Genomic DNA, 22,115 nt, shown 5'->3' with positions numbered 1-22,115 from the left:
TTTCTCCTTGGCACAAATCAGTGATTGCATTCAGGAAGCTTGCTTCTTCTGGCGGTCAAGCGCGCGCTGCTTGCGGGTCTTTGGCCGCGCCTTGCGGAACGCCTGATCGAGAGCCCGCTGCCATTTGGTGAGTGACATCAGGCCGTCGATGAGGGTCAGCGCATGATCAAGCCGCGTGGAGAATGCATCGTTGACCGCGCCCTGGATCTCCTCGAATTTCGCATCAGGAAAATGCCGGGTCAGAAGATCGAAGCGGGACGGCCTAGCGTGTTCAGCGCTGGTGATCAGGCCCCTTTGCGCCAGAAGCCTGAAATAGATCCGTTCGAATGTCCAGTCATGAACGTCGAAGACTTTCCAGCGCGCACTCCTTTTCCCGGAAAATCCCGCGAGCACGATCTTCGGCGTCAGCTGAAGTTCCCGCATCCACGCAACCAGCGCAAAGCCGCTCGTCGGGATTTTATCCTGCGGATAGTGGCCCGACATCAGCGTCTCGAGATCACCGTACATGACCGTCGCACCCTTGAATGCGGCGACGGGACTGAAGCGCTCTTCGGGTGCGGTGCGGATATTCAGAATGCCGAGGAATTTTTCCGAGGTGAAGAATTTCAGGACATCATCCACCTCCCGCCGATGGACGATATTGGCACCCATCATGCCGCTGCGCGCCACAAGAATGGCATGTCCGGGGAAGCTGCTGTCGAGGACCTTGTAGACCTTGTTGAAGAAGACGAACAAGGTATCGCCGGGAAACTCCGTCCTCATCGACTGCGGATCGAGCGCCTCGCTATTGGCGACCAGAACGATGTGCGAATAGCGATTGAAGAATGCGCGCCAGGCATCGGCGCTCTGCGTTTGAAAAACGTGGCTTCCTGAATTTTCGGGTCCGGGATTCCTGTCGACCATTGGGACGCCCTCACTCGCGCCAAAGTATGTCTTCAGTTGTTGGGAGCGGTTCATCGCGCCGGCGCGTTTGCCGAACGCAAGAAGATAATCGGCCGCCTTTCGGGAAGGACTGCGACGGCTGACAAATCCCGACCACGGTGTTTTCGAAAGCATGTTCGAATAGATCTCGGCATAGGCCGACTGCCCCGTCTGCACCGAAGGGTGCCACGGCTTGCGACGCCCGGTGAAATGCAGCAGCGCAGGATTGCGGATATAGCGCATGGTCCCGGTCTGGACATTCCATCGGTTGTCGAGCCGCTGCCACGTCCCATGAAAGGCAATATTGAGAATATCCTGGTCGTTGGAGGCGAAGGATCGTCCCGATCTCAGCAGCGAACGCGCCGTCTCGAAAAAACCGCCGGCCCGGACGGCGGCGCAATCCATGAGAAAGACCCCGGCATTGAAGTATCCCGCTCCCCGGTCGAGGCCGAGCTCGCGCTCCCGCTGTCCGATCTTGTCGGGAAAGGCAACGACGTAGTCATCAACGGCACCGATGGCCTTGCCGTTGAGATCGACATCGAAGAGTGGATCGACATTGCCGACGGCCAATATATCCGCATCGAGGTAAAGAACCCGCTCCAGGTTCTCGTCCATCAGCTTGTCGAGATAGAGGCGCGCAAGCGTCGACTTGTGCCAGCGGCCTGCCGTCTCGGGCGTATCGGTGGGAAAAGTGAAGTCGACGACGTCGATATTGATTCCGTTGGCCATGTTGAAGGTCGCAACGCCGGCCTTCTGGTCCTCGGGCAAATCGATGCCGACGATCACCAGTTTGATATCGTTCTTTTGACTGTTGCGTACGACTGACAAGAGTGTGCAGCATGCGGCCGGAAGCATCCGCGCATCCGTGAACACGTATATGGCCTTGCTATGTATGCCAACCGACATCCCGCCCCCTGGGAAATGCAATATTGAGCGACGACAGAATCCTGAATGAGCTCGTTACTAAATGAAGATTCAGGAAAATCCTACCGCACTCAACCGCGCAGACGGTGAAACATCGTGGACAAGCGAGTTTTGTCAATGCCATCAGGGGTTTTTACTTTTCGGCAGTCGCCGCAGTGTCAACGACGAACCGACGCGGTAAGGAACGTCCTGCCCATGGCGTTCAGCAAACCTCGCCGGCCGGATTCGGCTGCCAGATCGAAAAGCGACGCCGGCTTTTGTGCAGACGTCGGGGACACCTCGGAAAGCTCGCGGCCCGCCGCGGCAATCCGTTGGCTAAGTTGTTCTGAGGCGATTTGTTTTGCGCCACTCTTCGTATTCCCCGCGGGCATCGTCATGCAGCGGATAGTAACGCTGCAACGACCCGCCCTCCATGAGCTTCAGCCGAGAGAACTCCTCCCAGTCGTGATGCTTTTGCGACTCTTCGATTACTTTCGAGGCCATGGCAACTGGAAGAACCACCACCCCATCATCGTCGGCGACGATGATGTCGCCTGGGATGACCGTGACACCGCCGCAGGCAATCGGAACGTTGACGGCATTCGGATAGATGCTGGTCTGCACGTGGTAGTTGGGCGTCCACCCGCGCAGCCAGAGGGCGAGATCAAGCTTTTCGACATTGGGCCGATCGCGCATGCAGCCGTCGATGACAATGCCGGCGCCGCCTCTGCCTTTGAAATAGGTCGACATCATATCGCCGAAGACGCCAGAGCTCATGTCGCCGCGCGCGTCGACCACGACCACATCGCCCTCCTGCGCGTGATAGAGAACGTGCCGGTGCAACTGCGTCTCGGGATCGGCATATTCTCCCTCGTTGAAAAGGTCCGGCCGCTGCGGCAGGAACTGAAGAGTGAGGGCCGGGCCGACGATCGACTTCCCGCGGCTCTGCGATACGGGACCAACCATGTGCGGATTGCGGAAGCCCATGTGGCCGAGCGTACCGGCAATGGTCGCGGCGCCGATCTCCTTCAGCGCGTCGATCAGCTCTTTGGGCGGTCGCGTAATATCGGGCGTATGGGTCATTTTAGGCTCCGGTGGGTGAAACTACCAGTTGGTGACAGAACCGTCGCGGCGCTTGAGGTGAGGTGCTTCCCAGAAACGGAAGCTCTCCGCCTTGATTGCCTCTTCGTTGACCTCGACGCCGAGCCCCGGCAGGTCGTTCACCGGATAATCGGGGCCGTCGAGCCGTGGTTGCACGGGGAAGAAGTCGGAATTGTCGAAGCCGAGCTTTGCTTCGGGCGCTCTGGTTTCAAGCCAGGCGAAATTCGGCACCGCGGCGGCGAGATGGATCGTCGCTGCCGTGCAGATTGGGCCGAGGGGGTTGTGCGGCATCAGGTCCACATAGTGCGCCTCGCTCCAGCCGGCGACCTTCATCGCTTCGGTGAGCCCGCCAACGTTGCAGACGTCGAGCCGGTTGAACTGATGGATGCCACGCTCGATATAGGGCAGGAACTGCCACTTGCTGGCAAACTCTTCTCCGATGGCGAAGGGGATATCGGTCATCCTGCGCAGGGATTCGTAGGCTTCGGGTGTTTCGTCTCGTATCGGCTCCTCGAGGAAGTCAAGGACGCCACGGTCGAGCTTGTTGCAGAAGCTCGCCGCCTCTGCCACCGACAGCCGATGATGATAGTCGATGCCAAGAACGACGTCGTCGCCGAGCGCCTCGCGCGCCTTGTTCAGCATCCGTGCGGTAGGCCCGATCGACTCGCGCGGCTCAAAGATGTCCTTGCTGCTTTGCCCGATGGGGAAAAAGCGGATCGCCTGCCACCCCTGGGCATGGAGTTCACGGGCTCGTTCGATGGCAACATCGCCCTCGGCCTCGTCGCCGGTGGAGGCAAAGGTCGGAATGCGGTCGCGCTGCTTGCCGCCAAGCAGTTCATAGGCAGGCACGCCCAGCGCCTTGCCCTTGATGTCGTGGAGGGCAATATCGATGGCGGAAATCGCTGCCTGCAGAACGCGGCCGCCTTCGAAATATTGGCTGCGATAGGCTTCCTGCCAGATCCGTCCGATCTGCATCGGGTCGCGGCCGATAAGGAACTCGCGATAGTGCTCGATCGCGCCGGTCACGGCCTTCTCGCGGCCGCTCAAGCCACTCTCGCCCCAGCCGAAGATGCCGTTGTCGGTCTCCACCTTGACCAGCATCTGGTTGCGCGTTCCTACCCATACTGGATAGGGCTTGATCGCCGTGATTTTAAGTTTCGCAGTCATAAACGCCCTCGTTCACGCGTATCCGCGTGGTCTCAGTTGGCCTTGAGAGCCATTTCCGTTTCGCCGTCGAACAGATGCATCCGCTCCTGATCGAACTCGAGCCAGATCTGTTCGTCGGGCGCGACGGCAATGGTCGGCGGGACGCTGACATTGACGATGGCGCCGGAGAGAAACGCTTGTACGAAAGTCACGTCTCCGGTCGGCTCCACTGTGTAGGCCTTGGCAGGGACGGTCCCAGGCATCGCACTCTTGTGCAGCTTGATCGTCGAGTGGCGTGCGCCGAGCACGATTTTCCTGCTGGTTGCCCTTGCGACCTTCTGGGCGTTTTTTGGCGAAAGCTCGAGGCGCCAGCCTTCTGCGCTGGTCAACACGGTCTCGCCGCTTGCCGTTGACGCCTCCAGTGGGACAAGGCTCATCGCCGGGCTGCCGACGAAGCTGGCGACGAACATGTTCACCGGATGGGCAAAAACCTGCGCCGGAGTGTCGTATTGCTGCAGGTAGCCGCCGTTCATCACCGCCATCCTGTCGGCCATGGTCACGGCTTCGAGCTGGTCGTGCGTCACATAGATGATCGTCGCCTTGAGGTCCTGGTGAAAACGCTTGATCTCCGAGCGCATCTGCACGCGCAGCTTTGCGTCGAGGTTGGAAAGTGGTTCATCCATCAGGAATACCGCCGGATCGCGAACAAGGGCGCGGCCCAGCGCCACGCGCTGCTGCTGCCCGCCCGAAAGTTCGCGTGGCTTGCGCTCCAGCAGCTGCGTCATGTCGAGCACGCGCGCTGCTTCCCTGACCTTCCTGTCGATCTCGTCCCTTGGCAGTTTGCGCATCTGCAGCGGGAACGCCAGATTTTTGTAGACCGATTTCTGCGGATAGAGCGCGTAGTTCTGGAACACCATTGCGATGTCTCGATCCTTGGGATCGAGGTCGTTGACCACCTGGTCGCCGATGACGATGTCACCGGATGTGACCGGAATGAGCCCCGCCACAAGATTGAGCGTGGTTGTCTTGCCACAGCCTGAAGGGCCGACGAGCGCAACGAATTCGCCGTCATTGACCGTCAGCGAAACATCGTTGACAGCTTTGAAGGCGCCATAGGTCTTGACCAGATCTTTGAGGACCACGTGGGCCACCGGCAACTCCTTAGTGCTTGACTGCGCCTTCTGTGAGGGCGCGTACGAAGTAGCGTTGAAGAACGAGGAACAGGACCACGACGGGCACGCTCATCATGAAGCTTGCCGCCATCAGGCCCGGAAAGTCCGTCGTGTTTTCCGAGAAGAAGCGCTGGATGCCGACTGGCAGCGTCAATTGCTCGTTCTTGGAGAGGAAGGTGTAGGCGTAGATGTACTCGTTCCACGCACCGATGAAGGAATAGATCGCCGTGGCGATGATGCCCGGCGCCGAGAGCGGCATCACGATCAGGAGAAAGGCCTGGAATCGCGTTGCTCCATCGATGCGTGCGGCCTGCTCGAGCTGCACCGGGATGTTGTCGTAGAAACCCTTGAGGAGCCAGATTGCCAGCGGCAGGCCGAATGTGAGGTAGGTGAGGACGAGCGACCCATGGGTGTTAATCAGCCCGATCGCGCGCATCAGGATGAAGAGCGGCACGAGAAAGATCACTGCCGGGAACATGTTGCGCAGCAGGACGGCGAAGAACAGAAAGTTTCGGCCAGGAAAGGTGAAGCGCGAAAACGCGTAGGCCGCAGGAACTGCCACGATCACCGAAAGGATGGTCGTGGCGGTGGAGACGAGAAGGCTGTTCCAGAAGAAGCGCAGGAAGTCCTGGCCGACGCTGTTTTGCGGATCGAGCAGCTTCTGGTAGGAGGCGAGAGTGGGTTGGTCCGGCCATAATTGCGGCGGAAACTGCATGGCCGCGAAGCCGGACTTGATCGAGGTGCTCAACATCCAGATCATCGGCAATGCGGTGTAAAGCAGCATGAACACGAGAAAGATGCGTCCGCCCCACCGCCATCCATCGATGCGGGTACGGCGGCGCGCCTGGCCTCGATGAGCAGTCCCGGCAATCGCGCTCATTCGCCCGCGTCCTTCCGTTCGTTACCGCTCAGCGCACGGACGTAGAAGTAGCCGAGCGACATCAGGATCAGGAACAGCAGCACCGAATAGGCCGATGCCACGCCCCAGCGCTGGCGGCCGAAGGCGAGCTCATAAATGTGGGTGATCCAGATATGCGATGCATTCGACGGCCCACCGCCGGTCATGATCCAGGGGATGATGAAAGAATTGAAGTTGGCCACGGCCAGGAGAAGGATCGTCACGGTCGAAACGTTTCTCAAGTGCGGAAAGGTGACGTGCCAGAACCGCTGCCATGCATTGGCGCCGTCGACTTTTGCGGCGCGCAGCAACTGGTCGGGCACCGTCTGCAGGCCGGCCATCATCATGATCATGGCAAACGGAAACTCTCGCCAGATATTGACGACGATCAGCGAGGGCAGCACCGTCGTGACGCTGTCGATGAAATTCGGCGGCCGGTCCGCCAAGCCGAGGCCGACCAGCACCGCACCGATGATCCCGAAGTCCGAATGGTAGATCCACTTCCAGATATAGGACGCAGCGACCGCGCTGATGACCCAGGGAATGATCAGGATGGCACGCAGGATGCCCCGGCCGAGAAAGTCGCGATGAAGCGCGAGCGCGCAGGCAAACCCGAGGACGAATGAGATGAACGTGGATCCGAGCGTCCAGATAAGCGTGTTCGAGGTGACCGTCCAGAACACCGGACTTGTGAGGATAGCGGTGTAATTGTCGAGGCCGACGAAAATCTTGTCCCGGAGCTGCAGGCCAGGCGGTGTGTTAAAGAACGACAACTCGATCGTGTAGTAGATCGGATAGGCAATGACGATGAGCATCACGGCGATCGCGGGAAGCACGTACGCGTAATCGGCGCGGTGTTCCCAAATCTTTCGCAGCAAGCCCGACCTGTCGGATTGCAGTCTTCGGCGAGTCTCGGCCTTCGAAGTCAAGATCGTCACTGTGCGCTGCCCTTATTCTTCGGAACAGACCGGCCTCGATCAAGGCGCAGCCGGTCAGATCGTCAGGCTTGGACTAAAGTCCGCCGTCCATCAGGCCCTTGACCTTCTTGGCCGCGTCGTCCGCTGCCTGGTCGACCGTCATGGCCCCGGTGAGGGCATTCTGCAGCATGTCGGGGACGATGATGTTCATGATCTCGGGCGACTGCGGCAGCGCCGGGAAGGGGATGCCGTATGGCAGCATCGAGGTCGTGACATCAAGGAACTTGATACTGTCGAGGCGTTCCTTCATCCACTTGGTCTTGAAGCCGTTCAGGTTTCCGGGGTTCGAGCCGGCATAGGCCATCTTCAGTGACCATTCGGGGCTCGTCCACATGCAGATGATAGCCTTTGCTGCCGGCTCATCTACCTTGCCGCCCTCGACATATTCGGGCTTCAGGATGTGAATATTGGAGCCGCCAAACACGACGGCACGCTTGCCGTCAGGGCCTGTCGGAATCAGGCCGTAGCGCATGTTGTCGATAACGGTCTGCGCTTTTTCCTTGTCGCTGCCCGTCGTCTTCTTCTGCAGGTCGAGCATGACGTTATAGTCGGACGGGTGCGAGATCATCATGCCGAGCTGGCCAGCCAGGAAAAGGGGCTGGTTATCGGCCTGCTGATTGGTCAGCGCCGAAACCGGAACCGACTTGTCGCGAACATACATATCGTACGAGGCTTGCAGTGCAGCCTTGCTCTGCGAACTATTGAGCTCGACCTCCTTATAGGCCGGGCTCGCGGTGGCCTCGTCAAAGACGCCGCCGCCATAGGCCCACAACTGCGGCATGAAACGGTACGGTGTATTGCCCGCATTCTTGCGTGCCACGAGGCCGTAACCCGAAATGCCGAGTTTGTCGTGAATCTGCTTGGAATATTTGACAACGTCGTCCCAGGTTGCCGGAGCCTTGTCCGGATCGAGACCTGCACGCTTGAAGACATCGGCGTTCCAGATGAACGCCATCGTCTCATTGTTGGTTGGAATGCCGTAGGTCACGCCATCCCAGGTTACAGCCTTCATCGCTCCGGGCCAGAAATCGTCAGTCGAATAGCCGACATCCTCAGGTTTGAGCGGCTGCAAATAACCCTTCGCTGCAAATTCGGTGCCACCAAGGATTTGCAGGCGGACCGCCATGGGCGCTGCATTGCCAAGGAGCGCCGTCCGGAACTTGTCCAGAAGGTCATTATAGGTGAGGGCCTGCTCCTCAAGCTCAATGTTTGGGTAGGTTTTGCGGAAGGTCTCGAAGAAGTCCTTGTAATACTGGCGCAGGAGGTCGGGGTCGCCCTCGAACACGCCCTGATACCAGAAAGTCAGCCGCCCCTTGTAGTCGAGCGGAGTGACCTTGGAGCAATCGCCGGCCGTGTCAAAATCCTGTGTGCCGGCGATGGAGCGCACGTATTCCGGCGACCACTTGCTCAGGTCGACCGGCGCACCCAGCGCAGACACGGATGTCAACGATATCATTAAAGCAGTCGATACAGTGCCGTGCAGGACAGCACGGCCGAGTGAAATCCTCGTCATAGGTAACCTCCCAGGTTTTCTCCCATGCCGCTCTGCGTCAAGGCGAGCGGTCTTTGCTCCCCGGCCGCGAGATTTTCCCTAATGTATCCCTTCGGCCTGATCATACGTTTTCAGATCGGCGATTGCCTGTCAATGAGAGAAATCGTACATTGTTTTGAGAAGTATTGCGTGATATCTGGGAAATCTGTGTATTCATTGGGGACAATCTTGGCCGAAACGAGCGATTTTAAAGCGCAGCCACCCGAAGGCATCGACGCTATCGGGGCCTCCAGCGAAGGCGCTTCGCTTTATCAACTGATCAGGGATGACATCATCGAAGGGCGGCTCGCTGCTAACGAGCGGCTTGTTGTCACCGATCTCGCCCGGCGCCACGGCACCTCGACCAACCCTGTGCGCGAGGCTTTGCAACTCTTGCGCGGGGAGGGCTTCGTCACCTTCGTTCCCAACCGCGGAGCGCGCGTGAGGCCCATAGATCAGGATTTCGTTCGGGACATCTACGAGATCGGCGTCTTGATCGAGCCGGCATTGACGAAATGGTTCGTGAACATGGCCACCGTAGAGGACATTGCTGAACTCGAACGCATCCAAGGCCTGATCGAAGAGAACAATTTCGCCGACCCTTTCAGGCACAGCGAGCTGGACACCGCCTTTCACACCGTCATGTACCAGAAGCACTACAACCGCCATGCCGCCGAGCTCTGGTGGAAGCATCGCGAAGTCCTGCGAGCCGTAAGTCGGCGTTTCGACTTCACGCTCGCCCGGCGTGCCGCGATCCTCAGCGAGCATCGCGAGCTCATCGCGCATGTAAAAGCGGGACATGCCAACGAGGCAGCCGACCTCATTGCACGCCACGTCGAGGGCTCCGGCCGGCACATCCTCGAACACATGCGTGCGCGCAATGCCGCTCGAGCAGGATAAAATCCATAACCCTTGATATCGTTATCCCGACCACTTCAGTTAAAGGCAGTTGAGATGAAAATCACCAGCGTTCGGCCGTGGCTTATCAAATCCGATGCTTCTTATTGGGGAGAGTTCCTGTTCGTCGAAGTGACGACCGATGAGGGCGTGAGCGGCTGGGGTGAGATCACCACCACGACAAGGCTCGCCAATCGCGCCCTCTGCACGATCCTGCGGCAGATCGGTGCCGCTATTGCCGGCGAAGACCCGTCCCGGATCGAGTATCTGTGGCACAAGATATTCCGCAGCTTCACCTACATGGGCAGTCGCGGCGCCGCGGTCGAATGTATAAGCGCCATCGACATCGCCCTCTGGGATATCCGCGGCAAAGTTCTTGGCAAGCCGATTTATGAGCTCCTGGGCGGACCGGTACGCGATGAAATTTCGCTCTACACCCATCCCGACCAGCGTAAGTTTACAAGCAAGGAGGCTGTGGTCCGGGAAATTCGAGACATCGTCGAGTCCGGCCACACCGCGCTCAAGTTCGATCCTTTTCCCCACCAGGGCCGCACCGCCGGCGGACAGGCTCGCGAGCAGCGGGATGGCTATCTCGATGGCAGCATGACCCGCAAGGACGAGCGCGAAGCTGCCGAGCTTACCGCCCTGATCCGCGAAACGGCAGGTCCCGACATCGACATCCTCATCGATGCGCATGGCCGCTTTGACGTTCCGACCGCCATCCGCCTTTGCCGGAGCCTCGAGGAAGCCGGTCAGATCGACTGGTTCGAAGAGCCCTGTCCACCGGAGAGCCTCAACGCCCTCAAGCAGGTCCGTGAGAAGGTCAGCGCCGCTATCTCATGGGGCGAGCGCGGCCACACGAAGTGGGATTTCGTGCCGGTGCTCGAAAACAAGCTTGCCGACTACATCATGCCTGACGTCACTTGGACCGGCGGCATTACCGAACTCAAGAAGATTTCCGCCCTATGCGAAGCCTACTACATCCCGGTCTCGCCGCATGATGCCGCAGGTCCGATCAACGTGGTTGCGGGAGCGCAAGTGATGATGACCGTTCCCAACTTCTACAAGCTCGAAACGTCGGAGTGGAACCTGGGCAAGTATGATCACCTTATCGATAGGCCGCTCGACGTTTCGAATGGCAGCCTCAAGCTGACATTAAAGCCTGGTCTCGGCGTCGAAATGAACCGCGACTACCTGCAAAGCCACGAGATCGAGCTGGATTAGCCAGTCGCTCTACGCCGTCCCACCGTACGCGCGGTGACGTACCCTGCCGACCAAACGAGGATAGACCATGCTAGAGGCAGATGGAGCCGACGAGGCGCTCAATCGTGTAAACACGCATTCCAAGCCGTCAGAACTTCGCATCACCGACATGCGGGTTGCCGAAATTGTCGGCGCGCCGTTCACCTCAGCGCTGCTCAAGATCTACACCAATCAGGGCATCGTCGGGCTTGGCGAGGTGCGCGACGGTGCCAGCGCCACCTACGCGCTGATGCTGAAGAGCCGGTTGCTTGGCGAGAACCCATGTGACATCGACCGCCTGTTTCGCCGCATCAAGCAGTTCGGCGGGCACGGCCGGCAAGGCGGCGGTGTTTCGGCGGTCGAGATCGCGTTGTGGGATCTTGCCGGCAAGGCCTACGGCGTGCCGATCTACCAAATGCTCGGCGGTCGGTTCCGGGAGAAAGTGCGCGTCTACTGCGATACCGACGCCACCGTGCCGAGCGGTACCGAGACCGGTAAGCGCCTCAAAGAGCGCATGGAGCTCGGATTCACCTTCTTAAAGATGGATCTGGGATTGATGCAGATCGCCGACGTGCCCGGTGCGGTCGTGTTTCCTGCTGGCTCACTGGAAGGATACCGCAACTCTCCCAGTCGCGGGCCGTTGAAGACCATTGAAGAACGGCGTCTTCGCAACGCTGCCTACGATCTGCATAACGTCCAGCACCCGTTTACCGGGCTGCACTTTTCCGACAAGGGCCTCGACCTGCTCGAGCAATATATCGCCGAGGTTCGTGAGGTCATCGGCATGGATATACCGCTTGCGATTGACCATATTGGCCATATCTCGATGCAGAACGGCATTCGCCTTGCCAGGCGAATTGAAAAATACGTCCCGGCCTGGCTCGAGGATGTGATCCCATGGCAGTATAGCGAGCAATACCGACAGCTGCAGGACGCGACCACGGTGCCGATCTGCACTGGCGAGGACATATACCTCAAGGAAGGCTTCGAGCCTCTGCTCAATAGCGGCGGGGTCTCGGTTATTCACCCGGACCTGCTCACCAGTGGGGGCATCCTCGAGACCAAGAAGATTGGCGATTTGGCGCAGGATCACGGTGTCGCCATGGCCATTCACATGGCAGAAAGTCCAATCGCCGCCATGGCCGCCGCACATGTCGCCACCGCGACCGAAAATTTCATGGCGCTCGAATACCACTCCGCCGATGTCGATTGGTGGGACGATATCGTCACGGGACTTCCCAAGCCGCTGGTGAAGGACGGCTTCATCACTGTTACGGACAAGCCTGGCCTGGGGATCGACGACGTCGTCGATGAAGTCATCTCGCAGCATCTGCAGCCGGGTGTCACCGGCATTTGGCAACCTACGGATCGCTGGGACGATGAATATTCCTGGGATCGCACCTGGAGCTGAAGCGAAAAGGACCGAAGATGAAGATCACCGATCTCCGTTGCGCCGTCATCGGCAAACACCCGATCGTCCGCATCGTAACCGACAAGGGCCTCTATGGCCTGGGCGAAGTCGAATTTACCAAGTCCTACCTCAAGCCCTTCGTGCTGCATTTCCGCGAGGCGCTGATCGGCGAAGATCCGACTGACGTCGAGAGAGTGATGCTGAAGATCCGCCAACGCGGCTCTTTCAAGCCGTATGGTGCGGCAGTCAGTGCTATCGAGCATGCACTGTGGGATATTGCCGGCAAGGCTGCGGGGGTGCCGGTCTATAAGCTGCTCGGCGGCAAGGTGCGCGACAAGGTGCGTGTGTACAACGGCTCGATCCGCCAGAAACGCATGGGCGACCGGCCCGAGGATTACGCTGCTGACGTGAAATGGATGATGGAGCAGCCGCAGAATTTCTTCATGGTGAAGCAAGGAATCTCGTTCCACTCCAATATGAAGGACACGATCGAGGGCTTCCACTATGGCGTGACGCAGAAGAAGGCCGGCTACCACGGTGCCATGGATCAGGGCGTGATCAGCGAGCGCGGTTTCAATCACATGCTCGACTGCGTGATCGCGATGAAGGAAGTGCTTGGCGATAAGGTCAGCCTGGCGCTCGACTGCGGTCCGGGCTGGATGCTGCCCGATGCGATCAAGTTCGCTCGCGCAGTGGAGAAGTACAATCTCATGTGGTTGGAGGACATGCTGACTGGTGACTATGTGCCATGGGTCAATCCGCAGGCCTATCGTGAGCTGACGACCTCTACCTCGACACCAATCCACACCGGTGAGCAGATCTACCTGCGGCACAATTTCAAGGAGTTGATTGAGACGCAGGCGGTACGCGTCATCGGCCCCGATCCCGCCGATATTGGCGGTATCGCCGAGCTCAAATGGGTCGCCGAGCACGCTTACATGCATTCAATCCTTATGGCACCGCACGGCACAGCTAACGGTCTGCTAGGCCTCGGCGCGTTGATCAATGTCTGCGCCACGTTGCCCGCGAATTATGTCGCATTTGAATATCCAAGCGCCTCCGACCCTTGGTGGGAGGATCTGGTCATCGGCTTGCCGGCTCAGATTGTGAAGGACAGCATGGTGGACCTGCTGGAAGCGCCCGGGCTGGGCCTCGATATCGACGCCGAAGGAGCTAGGAAATATCTCAGCGAAGAGGATGCGGGCTTTTTCGACTGAACCTCCCTCCACATGCCATGCGATATTGTCAGGCGCCAGGCGCTGGCGCCTGTCGAAATAAGTGGTGTCGAACTGTAAACGGGGATGAGGGCTTCGATCTCAGGGTCACTTGTCACTATTGGGTACAACGGCGGCGACCTCTTGCGGCTCCGCCCACCCCCGCCGCCGAAGATGCGATTGATCTCACCGATACGTTGAATGTCTCCTAAGCCCTGAATCTTAGGTAATTTCCTACACGTCAAGTCGGCGCATACCAATGCCGGAGCAATCTTGGGATCGGCATGGAAAGCTATCGCCTGGAAACTGCTGCGTCCTTGGTTTTGAGGGGCACGGTGCGATCCTGCCGCTGCGCTTTCAGCTTATTGTCAGGAATCATCGCTAAAGCTTTTTCGACGCGTAGTGGGCTGGGGAAGGCGCGCCCAATCTCCATTCATCGACTCGGAACGGAAGTGACCTAACAGTCTCGCCGTTGATGCGGTATCGGGCTCATGGAAATGAGTTCGATCGCCGGGTGGGCTCGTCTGCAAATTTCTGGTTCGGCCAGCGTTTAGAAGGCTCAGCGGTTGAGGGATCAAAGCAGAAGGTATTCTATGAGACTTGAATTCAAACGCTCGGCCTCGCTTCTGGCAGGTATCGCCTTTTGCGCTCTCGCGATGGCCGGCACGGCTTCGGCTGAAGATCTGGAATTTTCCATCTATGGCGGTTACCAGACGGCACCGCATAGCCATATCGATGTTTCCGATGGCACCTCCTTCAGCGCCGGCTGGGAAGGCAAATCGTTCGGCAGCCCTCCCTACTACGGCGGCCGCGTCACCTGGTGGCTGGGCGATTTCAACCTGCCGAACTGGGGGGTGTCTCTCGACTATACCCATGACAAGGTCTATGCCGACGACGAGACCATGGCGCGTTCGCCGGGCTGGACGCATTTCGAATTCACCGACGGCCTGAATCTTTTGACGGTCAACGGCCTCTATCGCTTCAAGGACCAGGCTCGCCGCTGGACCCCCTATCTTGGCGCCGGCGTCGGCGTGAACATTCCGCATGTCGAAGTCACCCGTCCCCAGGGCACGACCTTCGACTACGAATTCGGCGGTGTAACCTTCCAGGCGCAGGCCGGCGTCGACTTCCGCGTCACCGACAACTGGTCGACCTTCGTGGAATACAAGGGTACCTATTCGCGCGTCGATGTTCCGATCGATAGCGGCGACCGCCTGAAGACGAACATCGTCACCAACGCGGTCAATGTCGGTATTTCCTATCACTGGTGATCGTCGCAAGCGATAAGCGCTGATACCCGACGCAGGTTGCTGCCCATCCCATCAGTAGCAATCATCGGGTCGGCGGTTTCGCGATAGCCGATCCGAGATCGGAAAAGCATCTGGCCGTATGGTGCATCGGCACGATATGGTCCTGTTGGCTTTATCCTCGGGACGGCTGCTGGGCCAAGCTAACAATGGTGTAACCAGCCACTAGGTCGCAAGGGACGGATTGTGCGTATTCTCCTGGTCGAAGACGACGAGATTATCGGTGAGGCGGTTCGCGATCACACGAATACGGCCGGTTACGCGACGGACTGGGTCCGCACGGTCGTCGATGCAGAAGCCGCAAGCAGGTCATTCGAATACGGGCTCGTTCTCCTTGATCTGCATCTTCCGGACGGCAATGGTCTGGTCTTCCTGGAATATTTTCGGGCGCGGGGCGGGGAGGCTCCAGTGATTGTCCTCACCGCCAAAGATCAAATATCAGACCGCATCGCCGGACTTAACGCGGGCGCGGACGATTATCTGATCAAGCCCTTCAACCTCGACGAACTCGAAGCGCGAATCCTTGCCGTTCGTCGCCGCTACGAGGGACGTCGGCGAAATACCATCGAGGTTGCGGATATCGTGATCGAGAGATCGTCGCACTCTATCAGCGTCGGCGGACAGGACGTTCAGTTGACTCCGCGCGAGTGGGCGTTACTCGATCTGCTTGTCGAGCGTCCGGGAAAACTCGTTACCCTGAAACGGATCGAGGACGCCCTTTATGCTTTCGGCGAGGAGGTCGAAAGCAACACAGTGCAGGTGTATATCAGCAGATTGCGCAAGAAGATCGGAATGGAGAAGATCAGGACCGCCCGAGGGCTCGGCTACATGCTGGCGGTCGAATGAGAAGAGATCGAAGCATCGTCCGACCTCTTATAGCCGCGCTCACAGGCGTGCTGGTGCTGTTCTGGCTTGGTGCCATCGGGCTTGGGATCTCGGTGATGCGGTCGGAATTCGACGAGATCTTCGACAATGCGCTCGAGGAGACGACCGAACGATTGCTGGCGATCGTGGAAGAGGGACAACTGCCGAATGTTCAGGAGGGAGAGCAAGCGCATCGCGCGCCATCGACCCCGTCCAAAAAGGAATATCTTGTCTACCAGGTTCGCGGCAGGGACGGAGCGGTTGTCTTTCATTCGAAAGACGCACCGCTCGAGCCATTCGATGTCCCCCTGACCGTCGGGTTCCACGACACGGAAAAGTATCGATTTTATACGGCAATGAGCGCGGATGGCTCACTGTTCCTGCAGACGGCGGACCGCTTCGGCCACCGGCGTGAGGCGGTGCGGGAGAGCGCGGTGACGATGCTCATCCCGCTTGCCATTCTGCTTCCGCTCAGTTTTCTCCTGATGACGTGGATTGCCAGAAGAGCCGTCGATCCGATCAACAAGCTGCGTGAGGCGATCTCAAAAAAGGGCAGTGGCAACCTGTCGCCTGTCGAGACCGAGACCGTACCCCGGGAACTGAAACCCATCGCTCAGTCGGTGAACCTGCTTTTGCAGCGCGTTCGGGCGGCGATAGCCGCGGAACGGGAGTTCGCCACCAACAGTGCTCACGAGCTTCGCACGCCCGTGGCCGGCGCGCTTGCGCAGACGCAAAGACTTCTCGCCGAGTTGCCGGATGAGGTCATGAAAGCGCGTGCCCGCAATATCGAGGCGGCGCTCTTAAAGCTCGGACGCACGTCGGAAAAGCTTCTCCAGCTTGCCCGAGCTGACGCCGGTCTTGGGCAGACGGCTGCAACGAGCGATCTTCGTCAGGTGCTTGACCTGATCGTCCGCGACTATCGCCGCAGTCCTGCCACAGAGCACCGTCTCGCCTACAGCCCATCGGCAGATCCCCTTATGCGAGCCGTCGATGTCGATGCTTTCGGCATTGTGGTCAGCAATCTCATAGAGAATGCCATCCTCCACGGACGCCCCACCGGCATAATCGACGTGTCGGTAAACCGCGACGGCAGCGTCAGCATCTCTAATGACTGCGCGCTATTATCTGCGGCCGATCTGGATGGGTTGAAAGTCCGGTTTCGAAGAGGGGCGACGTCCGCCAGGGGCGCTGGTCTGGGGCTCTCCATCGCCGATACGATCGTCCGACATATGGGAGGTGTATTGGAACTTCGATCGCCGGCGAGCGGCCGCTCGGAAGGGTTCGAAGCTCGTATCTTTTTGCCTGAATGATCGTCAGGCCCGAATAGCGTCGAGACGCCAGGACAGGGGCTGGAGCCGCCCATCGTTCGCGTAGCTGAAGACGAGTTGTCTGCGGGCAAACTGGTGGGCGAGCCAAAGCGTGAATGCGGCGCCGACCGCCCAGCCCATGATCGTATCGCTAGCCCAGTGTGCGCCGATCATCTGACGGGAGAGGCAGATCGCAACGCCAATTGCGACGACGAAGGGCCGGAGCGCCGGAAACGTCAATGCGACCGACATTGCCATCGCGCCCGCAGTCGCGGAATGGCCGGACGGGAAAGCGGCGAATTCCGAATTGAAAGCGAACGGTTTGAAATAGAATGGTCCGTCGACCGCAAGCAGTTCTGGCCGCGCCCGCCCCACGATGTTCTTGGCCAAGGCGCTTGCAATACCTGCGCCCGCCACAGACAGGAACAGGAAGGCGGTAATCGCGGTTGCGGCATTTACTTTGCGGACTGTCGAGCGGCACAAACCGCCGAGAGGCATCACGATGCGAGAAAGCAATATGACGCCCGTGACGGTCAGGATGAGCTGACCCGTCCCGAGATCGCTCAGCCAGTTGATAATGCCGTGCAATTGTTTCGGGACGGATTGCATCCAGACACCGAGGGCGAGATCGGCCTCGTTCATGGTCACGAGCGACGCCAGGAAAAAGACGAGAAGTATGAAGGTGGGTCTCTCCAGGAGCGCTCTGCGCGATGGCACGACCTGGACCTGGCTGGCAAAAAATCTCCGGTAACCTGCCCGCAAGCGCTTTCGTGCGCGTCCCAGAATTCGGTCTGTCGCCGCAACGAGAGCGACGAAGAGCAAGGCAGACCTTTTGGATATCGCGGGGACGTCGGTGGCTTGTACGCTCACTGTAATCGAACTTCCGTGGGTAATCTCGGCAAGAGGGGTGACCAGCGAAGTTCGATAGCCGATCAGACTGACAACAGCCTGAAGGCGATTTTCCCGGCTTGAGAAATTTGAGTGGAGGGAAGGGGACGTCGGCCGTTCACGCCAAGAATTTCTCGCCGGTGTGATGCTGACGGGAGGGCACGATGATGGACGTTCACAGTGTAATTGGCGGCGCAGGGTATGTGGGGAAGAGGACGCGCCGTCGATACTGTTCATTCACGGATGGCCACAGAGCATCTTTGCTGGAAGCCAGTATGAGAGCACGCGTGCAGAGAATTTCCGCCTCGTTGCCTCGGCCTGCGCGGCCATGGCGGATCGGTGCTCCCCTTGACGTGGGTATTCCACTGAGCTGCAGCTTTGGGCGGACGATATCGCCGCCGTCATAGATCAGCTCAACCCTTGCAAGCCGGTTCTTGCCGGCAAGGAGGCCTAGTCCTGACTGGCAACTACCGGCACTGTGCCTTCGTCCGGAACACGGGCCTCGGTCTGCCTGGCGGCTGATACGAGGCGCCGCTGTGCGCGGATTGCGTGCCATTGTTGGTCGATGAGGACGCCAATAAGGATAACACCACCCATGACGGCGAAATTTAGCGACGAGGGGATGCCGAGCAGATTAACGAGGTTCTGCAACTCCTGGAGCAGGACTGTTCCGAGTACGACGCCGACGATCGATCCCTCGCCGCCGCGGAGCGAAAAGCCGCCGAGTACGGCAGCGGCAATCGCGTAGAGTTCATAGAACTGGCCATGGCTCGCCGGCGAGATCGAGCGCGTATACATGGCGAAATAGATCGCCGAAAGCGCCGTCAGCAGCCCGCAGATGACGTAGGCCGACATTACCATCCGGCCGGTACGGATACCGGAATAGCGGGCCGCTTCCTCGTTCTTGCCGATCGCGTAGAGATAGCGCCCAAAGATTGAGCGATGCAGTACCACCCACATGACCACGGAAATGATGACAAGCGCAATGAAGGTGTTGGGAACGCCATAGAACCGTCCGGCCGTCAGAAATTCGAGGTCCGGGAAGTTCTGACCGAACGCAAAGCCAGCCGTTCCGTCGGCCGTATAGAAGCGTGCCGCACCGCGATAGATAAGTAGGCCGCAGAGGGTGACGACGAAGGGCTGCAGGTTCAGCCGGGTTATCAACAAGCCGTGGATGGCACCTATACCCGCGCCGAGCACGAGAATGAGTGGTAGCGCCAGCATCCATGGCATGTCCTGGACAGCGACGAAATCGACAAACAGCACCCCGAGAAGGGCTACGAGCGAGCCGACGGAAAGTTCGATGCCTCCTGTAATGATGACGTAGGCCTGGCCGATCGACAGGATGCCAAACAGGCCGATCAGGTTGGCGGTATTCGCCAGGTTGATCGGCAGCAGGAAGCGCGGATTGATGACGGCGACGACGATCCCGACGACGACGATGAGAAGCAGCAGTCCAAGATCTTTTTTGACCATGCGAGATCCATTCCCGATACCCAGTTATATTGCCGCAGCTGCTATTTTACGCCTTTACCGACAGCAAGCAAAAGGACGCTTTCCTGACTGAACTCATCCTCATCGAGGATGCCGGCGATCTGGCCTTCATGCATGACGGCAATGCGGTCGGAAACGCCGATCACCTCTTCCATGTCGCTGGAGATCATCAGGATCGCAACTCCGGCATCGGCAAGCGCCCGCATAAGTCCGTAAATCTCGTTCTTCGCGCCGATATCGATGCCGCGTGTCGGCTCGTCGAAGATCATCACCTTCGGGCTCATCGACAGCCATTTGGCAAGCACTACCTTTTGCTGATTGCCGCCCGACAAAGTGCCGGTTCGTGTCGAAACGGAGGGCGCCTTGATGCCGAGGCGAACGCGCTGCTTTTCGGCCGCCGCAATCTCCCGCTCGGCGGAAAGCATGAAGCGGCTGGCGAGCGCGGGAAGGTCGGCAAGGGTTATGTTCTGGGCGATCGGGAAATCAAGAAGTATGCCGTTACGCTTGCGATCCTCCGGTACCAGGAAAATCCCGCGAGCAACGGCATCCCGCGCGGAACGAAGTACGATTTCCTCTCGGTCCTGCACAATAGCTCCGCCGTAACTGCGGTCTATGCCGAAGAGCACCCTTGCGAGCTCGGTGCGGCCTGACCCGACGAGGCCGGCAAGCCCGAGGATTTCTCCATACCTCATTTCAAGATCGACGGGGCGACTGGGATAGGCCGCGGTGCGCACGCCGCTTGCTTTCAGCGCAACTGATCCAGGTGAGCGCTGCGGCTTTGCCGTACGGGCCGCAAGCGCCCGGCCGATCATCAGCTTGACCATCTGATCGTGACCAATGTCCTTTTTTGCGAGCGTGCCGACAAGGGCACCATCGCGCAGGACTACAACCCGGTCGGCGACGCGCTCAACCTCGTGGAGGCGATGCGAGATGAAAATCACACTGATGCCATCCGCCTTCAGCAACTTGATGATATTGAGCAGCCGCTCGGTTTCCGCCAACGGAAGGCTGGATGTTGGTTCGTCGAAGATGACCAGCCTTGCGTTGATGGATAGCGCCTTGGCAATTTCCACCATCTGCTGCTCGGCGAGCGAGAGCGATGCGACTGGCGTGTCGGCGGAGAAATGCGCGCCCACGCGCTTCAGAAGCGGCTTTACCATGTCCCTTAGGCGATCGCGATCGACGAGCTTGAAAGGTCCCGCCTTCAGCGGTTCGCGCCCAAGAAAGATATTGGCAGCGACATCGAGATTCTCAAAGAGATTGAGTTCCTGATGCACGAAGGCGATGCCGGACGAGATGCTCGATTCCACAGTGAGATGACGAAGCTCTGTCCCGTCGAGCAGAATCCTTCCCCGGTCGGGGGCAATCACGCCGCCGAGGATCTTCATCAACGTCGATTTTCCGGCCCCGTTTTCGCCGACGAGGCCGATGACCTCGCCTGGCGCGATGTCCAGTGAAAGACCGTCTAGTGCAACGACGCCTGGATAGGTCTTGCCAACTCCGGAAAGCGAAAGGAACGGCGTTGAGGGCACGCCCGGTGACGGGATGTCGCTGCTATGATTCATCGCCTGCCCATGACTGCTGGTAATGTCAACGTGTTCAGCGGCAGCGGCGAGGGCCGCTGCCGTGAAGCCGGTTTATTTTCCGGCCATGGCCTTCAGGTTGGCGGCATATTTGTCCACGTCATCCTTGCCGATGATGACCGTGGGGATAATAATCAAGCCGTCGGCGGGAACGCCGGACTTGTCGCCCTTGAGGTAGGCGGCCATCAGTTTCATGCCCTGATAGGCCCATTCGAACGGCTGCTGGACGACGGTCGCGGCGATCGTGCCTTCCTTGACGCCCCCGAGTGTAATCGGATCGTCATCAAAGCCGACGACGGTGATCTGGCCAAGCTTGCCTGCGTCACGAAGCGCCTCATAGATGCGTGGCGTGTTGTAGGAATAGAAGCCTACCATGCAGGTGAGATCGGGGCTGGCGACCAGCGCATCCTCAACGTTCTTCTTGGCACGGGTCTGGTCGATGTCGTCCCCGCGAACGTCCACCAGCTCGATCTTGGTGCCCTTGAGCCCCTCCTTCATGCCTTCGATGCGTTCGCGTGCATTATCGGCACCCAGCAAGCCGACGAAGCCCATGCATTTGCCGCCGTCCGGCATCGCCTTCTTGGCGATTTCGGCGGCTTGCTTGCCGGCATCAACATTCGAGGAGCCGATATAGGCGACGCGATTGGTCTTCGGTGCGTCGCTGTCGGTGGTGAAGAGAGCCGTCTGCGAGCCGATTTTGTTGAGGCCGTCCGTCTGGGTCTTGGGATCGACGGCGGAAACCATGATCCCCTTGACGCCAGCACTGACAAGATCTTCCATCAGGCGCTGCTGAATGGCGACGGCCGCCTGCTCAGGATATTTGAGCTCCATGGTGTAATCAGGCATTTCGCTCTGCGCCTTCTTCACCCCCGCCTCGGCGGCTTTCCAGAAGTCGGACGCTCCGTTGACGACGAATGCGAGCGTCGGCTTGTCGGCAGCGTGGGATGCAGCCAGAGGCACCACGCTCAGCATCAACCCGGCGAAAAACAAGGCAGCATTCTTGCGTTTCATTTGTTTCATAATACTCCTCCCGAAGGCCGCAATTGCGAGGGCCCGTTCGCGACTTACGGTCGGCCGAATGCGCGCGCCCCCTCCAAGGGCCTGTCGCAAGGCGACGTCTGGCATGGGTGCCGATCGCCCTCCGACGGTATACCAGAATCTCAATTAGTAAATAGTAATATTAGTGGGAGTCGCAGGAGCTTCGGCATAGCAGTTCGATGGAGAAGTTGTACCCGCTGCCCCACGACCGCTTGTTCCTT

At 59.1% G+C, this 22,115-nt stretch carries 18 protein-coding genes; 7 read left to right on the top strand and 11 right to left on the bottom strand.

The genetic code is table 11. The features are described from left to right. Positions 1-30 precede the first annotated feature (30 nt). The 7 genes from FHT93_RS17170 to FHT93_RS17140 all read right to left on the bottom strand — a co-directional run bounded on the left by FHT93_RS17170 (position 31) and on the right by FHT93_RS17140 (position 8,631). Positions 31-1,776, bottom strand: a complete 1,746-nt coding sequence (locus tag FHT93_RS17170) for a glycosyltransferase family 8 protein (RefSeq protein WP_183848556.1) — start codon at positions 1,774-1,776, stop codon at positions 31-33. Positions 1,777-2,160: 384 nt separating this feature from the next. Beyond that, positions 2,161-2,907, bottom strand: coding sequence for a ribonuclease activity regulator RraA (locus FHT93_RS17165; RefSeq protein WP_112972309.1), 747 nt, complete (start codon positions 2,905-2,907; stop codon positions 2,161-2,163). 21 nt (positions 2,908-2,928) lie between these two features. Continuing rightward, the gene (locus FHT93_RS17160; protein WP_113212355.1) at positions 2,929-4,092 is read right to left on the bottom strand and encodes a mandelate racemase/muconate lactonizing enzyme family protein; all 1,164 of its coding nucleotides are present in this window, start codon (positions 4,090-4,092) and stop codon (positions 2,929-2,931) included. A gap of 32 nt (positions 4,093-4,124) precedes the next feature. Then, positions 4,125-5,222 carry an ABC transporter ATP-binding protein gene (locus tag FHT93_RS17155; RefSeq protein ID WP_183848554.1) on the bottom strand — a complete coding sequence of 366 codons (1,098 nt, stop codon included), beginning with the start codon at positions 5,220-5,222 and terminating at the stop codon, positions 4,125-4,127. Positions 5,223-5,232: 10 nt separating this feature from the next. Beyond that, positions 5,233-6,123 (bottom strand): carbohydrate ABC transporter permease, encoded by an 891-nt coding sequence (locus FHT93_RS17150; RefSeq protein ID WP_113116382.1) that lies wholly within the window; start codon positions 6,121-6,123, stop codon positions 5,233-5,235. Next, positions 6,120-7,079, bottom strand: a complete 960-nt coding sequence (locus FHT93_RS17145) for a sugar ABC transporter permease (protein ID WP_183848552.1) — start codon at positions 7,077-7,079, stop codon at positions 6,120-6,122. Before FHT93_RS17145 ends, FHT93_RS17150 begins: the two co-directional genes overlap by 4 nt. Positions 7,080-7,152: 73 nt before the next feature. Further along, the gene (locus FHT93_RS17140; RefSeq protein ID WP_112972306.1) at positions 7,153-8,631 is read right to left on the bottom strand and encodes a sugar ABC transporter substrate-binding protein; all 1,479 of its coding nucleotides are present in this window, start codon (positions 8,629-8,631) and stop codon (positions 7,153-7,155) included. Positions 8,632-8,838: 207 nt separating this feature from the next. Here FHT93_RS17140 and FHT93_RS17135 point away from each other — a divergent pair, with 207 nt between their 5' ends. The 7 genes from FHT93_RS17135 (at position 8,839) to FHT93_RS17105 (ending at position 16,894) form a co-directional block, all read left to right on the top strand. Then, complete coding sequence (locus FHT93_RS17135) at positions 8,839-9,549, top strand: GntR family transcriptional regulator (protein WP_112972305.1); 711 nt, start codon at positions 8,839-8,841, stop codon at positions 9,547-9,549. Positions 9,550-9,603: 54 nt separating this feature from the next. Then, a complete protein-coding gene (locus FHT93_RS17130) occupies positions 9,604-10,770 on the top strand; it encodes a mandelate racemase/muconate lactonizing enzyme family protein (RefSeq protein ID WP_113016965.1) in 1,167 nt (388 codons plus the stop codon). A 67-nt stretch (positions 10,771-10,837) separates the two neighbouring features. Further along, entirely contained in the window at positions 10,838-12,199 is a 1,362-nt protein-coding gene (locus FHT93_RS17125) for a mandelate racemase/muconate lactonizing enzyme family protein (protein ID WP_183848550.1), read from the top strand. Positions 12,200-12,216: 17 nt separating this feature from the next. Next, a complete protein-coding gene (locus FHT93_RS17120; protein ID WP_183848548.1) occupies positions 12,217-13,416 on the top strand; it encodes a mandelate racemase/muconate lactonizing enzyme family protein in 1,200 nt (399 codons plus the stop codon). Positions 13,417-14,006: 590 nt separating this feature from the next. Beyond that, positions 14,007-14,684 carry an outer membrane beta-barrel protein gene (locus FHT93_RS17115; RefSeq protein WP_112542386.1) on the top strand — a complete coding sequence of 226 codons (678 nt, stop codon included), beginning with the start codon at positions 14,007-14,009 and terminating at the stop codon, positions 14,682-14,684. Positions 14,685-14,906: 222 nt separating this feature from the next. Further along, positions 14,907-15,566 (top strand): response regulator, encoded by a 660-nt coding sequence (locus FHT93_RS17110; RefSeq protein ID WP_112542385.1) that lies wholly within the window; start codon positions 14,907-14,909, stop codon positions 15,564-15,566. Further along, on the top strand, positions 15,563-16,894 hold the full coding sequence (locus FHT93_RS17105; protein ID WP_112542384.1) for a HAMP domain-containing sensor histidine kinase: 1,332 nt from the start codon (positions 15,563-15,565) through the stop codon (positions 16,892-16,894). The genes FHT93_RS17110 and FHT93_RS17105 overlap by 4 nt, the downstream gene beginning before the upstream one ends. 3 nt (positions 16,895-16,897) lie before the next feature. Here FHT93_RS17105 and FHT93_RS17100 read toward each other — a convergent pair whose 3' ends face one another. From FHT93_RS17100 to FHT93_RS17085, 4 genes are all read right to left on the bottom strand, one after another. Then, positions 16,898-17,608 carry a phosphatase PAP2 family protein gene (locus tag FHT93_RS17100; protein ID WP_183848546.1) on the bottom strand — a complete coding sequence of 237 codons (711 nt, stop codon included), beginning with the start codon at positions 17,606-17,608 and terminating at the stop codon, positions 16,898-16,900. Positions 17,609-18,229: 621 nt separating this feature from the next. Continuing rightward, on the bottom strand, positions 18,230-19,255 hold the full coding sequence (locus FHT93_RS17095) for an ABC transporter permease (protein WP_183848544.1): 1,026 nt from the start codon (positions 19,253-19,255) through the stop codon (positions 18,230-18,232). A 41-nt stretch (positions 19,256-19,296) separates the two neighbouring features. Then, entirely contained in the window at positions 19,297-20,838 is a 1,542-nt protein-coding gene (locus FHT93_RS17090; RefSeq protein WP_183848542.1) for a sugar ABC transporter ATP-binding protein, read from the bottom strand. A gap of 72 nt (positions 20,839-20,910) precedes the next feature. Continuing rightward, positions 20,911-21,876: a sugar-binding protein gene (locus FHT93_RS17085; protein ID WP_112542380.1), complete on the bottom strand. Its 966-nt coding sequence runs from the start codon at positions 21,874-21,876 to the stop codon at positions 20,911-20,913. Positions 21,877-22,115 lie beyond the last annotated feature (239 nt).

Source organism: Rhizobium sp. BK379 (genome assembly GCF_014193955.1).
Classification (GTDB): domain Bacteria; phylum Pseudomonadota; class Alphaproteobacteria; order Rhizobiales; family Rhizobiaceae; genus Rhizobium.
Note: the sequence above shows the minus strand (reverse complement) of the source record. Positions and strands in the feature narration are given on the sequence as shown.

Excerpts from the sequence above, each read along its gene's own strand:
- FHT93_RS17170 (WP_183848556.1), bottom strand. The coding sequence starts at position 1,776 with ATGCTTCCGGCCGCATGCTGCACACTCTTGTCAGTCGTACGCAACAGT.
- FHT93_RS17165 (WP_112972309.1), bottom strand. The coding sequence starts at position 2,907 with ATGACCCATACGCCCGATATTACGCGACCGCCCAAAGAGCTGATCGAC.
- FHT93_RS17160 (WP_113212355.1), bottom strand. The coding sequence starts at position 4,092 with ATGACTGCGAAACTTAAAATCACGGCGATCAAGCCCTATCCAGTATGG.
- FHT93_RS17150 (WP_113116382.1), bottom strand. The coding sequence starts at position 6,123 with ATGAGCGCGATTGCCGGGACTGCTCATCGAGGCCAGGCGCGCCGCCGT.
- FHT93_RS17140 (WP_112972306.1), bottom strand. The coding sequence starts at position 8,631 with ATGACGAGGATTTCACTCGGCCGTGCTGTCCTGCACGGCACTGTATCG.
- FHT93_RS17130 (WP_113016965.1), top strand. The coding sequence starts at position 9,604 with ATGAAAATCACCAGCGTTCGGCCGTGGCTTATCAAATCCGATGCTTCT.
- FHT93_RS17125 (WP_183848550.1), top strand. The coding sequence starts at position 10,838 with ATGCTAGAGGCAGATGGAGCCGACGAGGCGCTCAATCGTGTAAACACG.
- FHT93_RS17120 (WP_183848548.1), top strand. The coding sequence starts at position 12,217 with ATGAAGATCACCGATCTCCGTTGCGCCGTCATCGGCAAACACCCGATC.
- FHT93_RS17115 (WP_112542386.1), top strand. The coding sequence starts at position 14,007 with ATGAGACTTGAATTCAAACGCTCGGCCTCGCTTCTGGCAGGTATCGCC.
- FHT93_RS17105 (WP_112542384.1), top strand. The coding sequence starts at position 15,563 with ATGAGAAGAGATCGAAGCATCGTCCGACCTCTTATAGCCGCGCTCACA.
- FHT93_RS17095 (WP_183848544.1), bottom strand. The coding sequence starts at position 19,255 with ATGGTCAAAAAAGATCTTGGACTGCTGCTTCTCATCGTCGTCGTCGGG.
- FHT93_RS17090 (WP_183848542.1), bottom strand. The coding sequence starts at position 20,838 with ATGAATCATAGCAGCGACATCCCGTCACCGGGCGTGCCCTCAACGCCG.
- FHT93_RS17085 (WP_112542380.1), bottom strand. The coding sequence starts at position 21,876 with ATGAAACAAATGAAACGCAAGAATGCTGCCTTGTTTTTCGCCGGGTTG.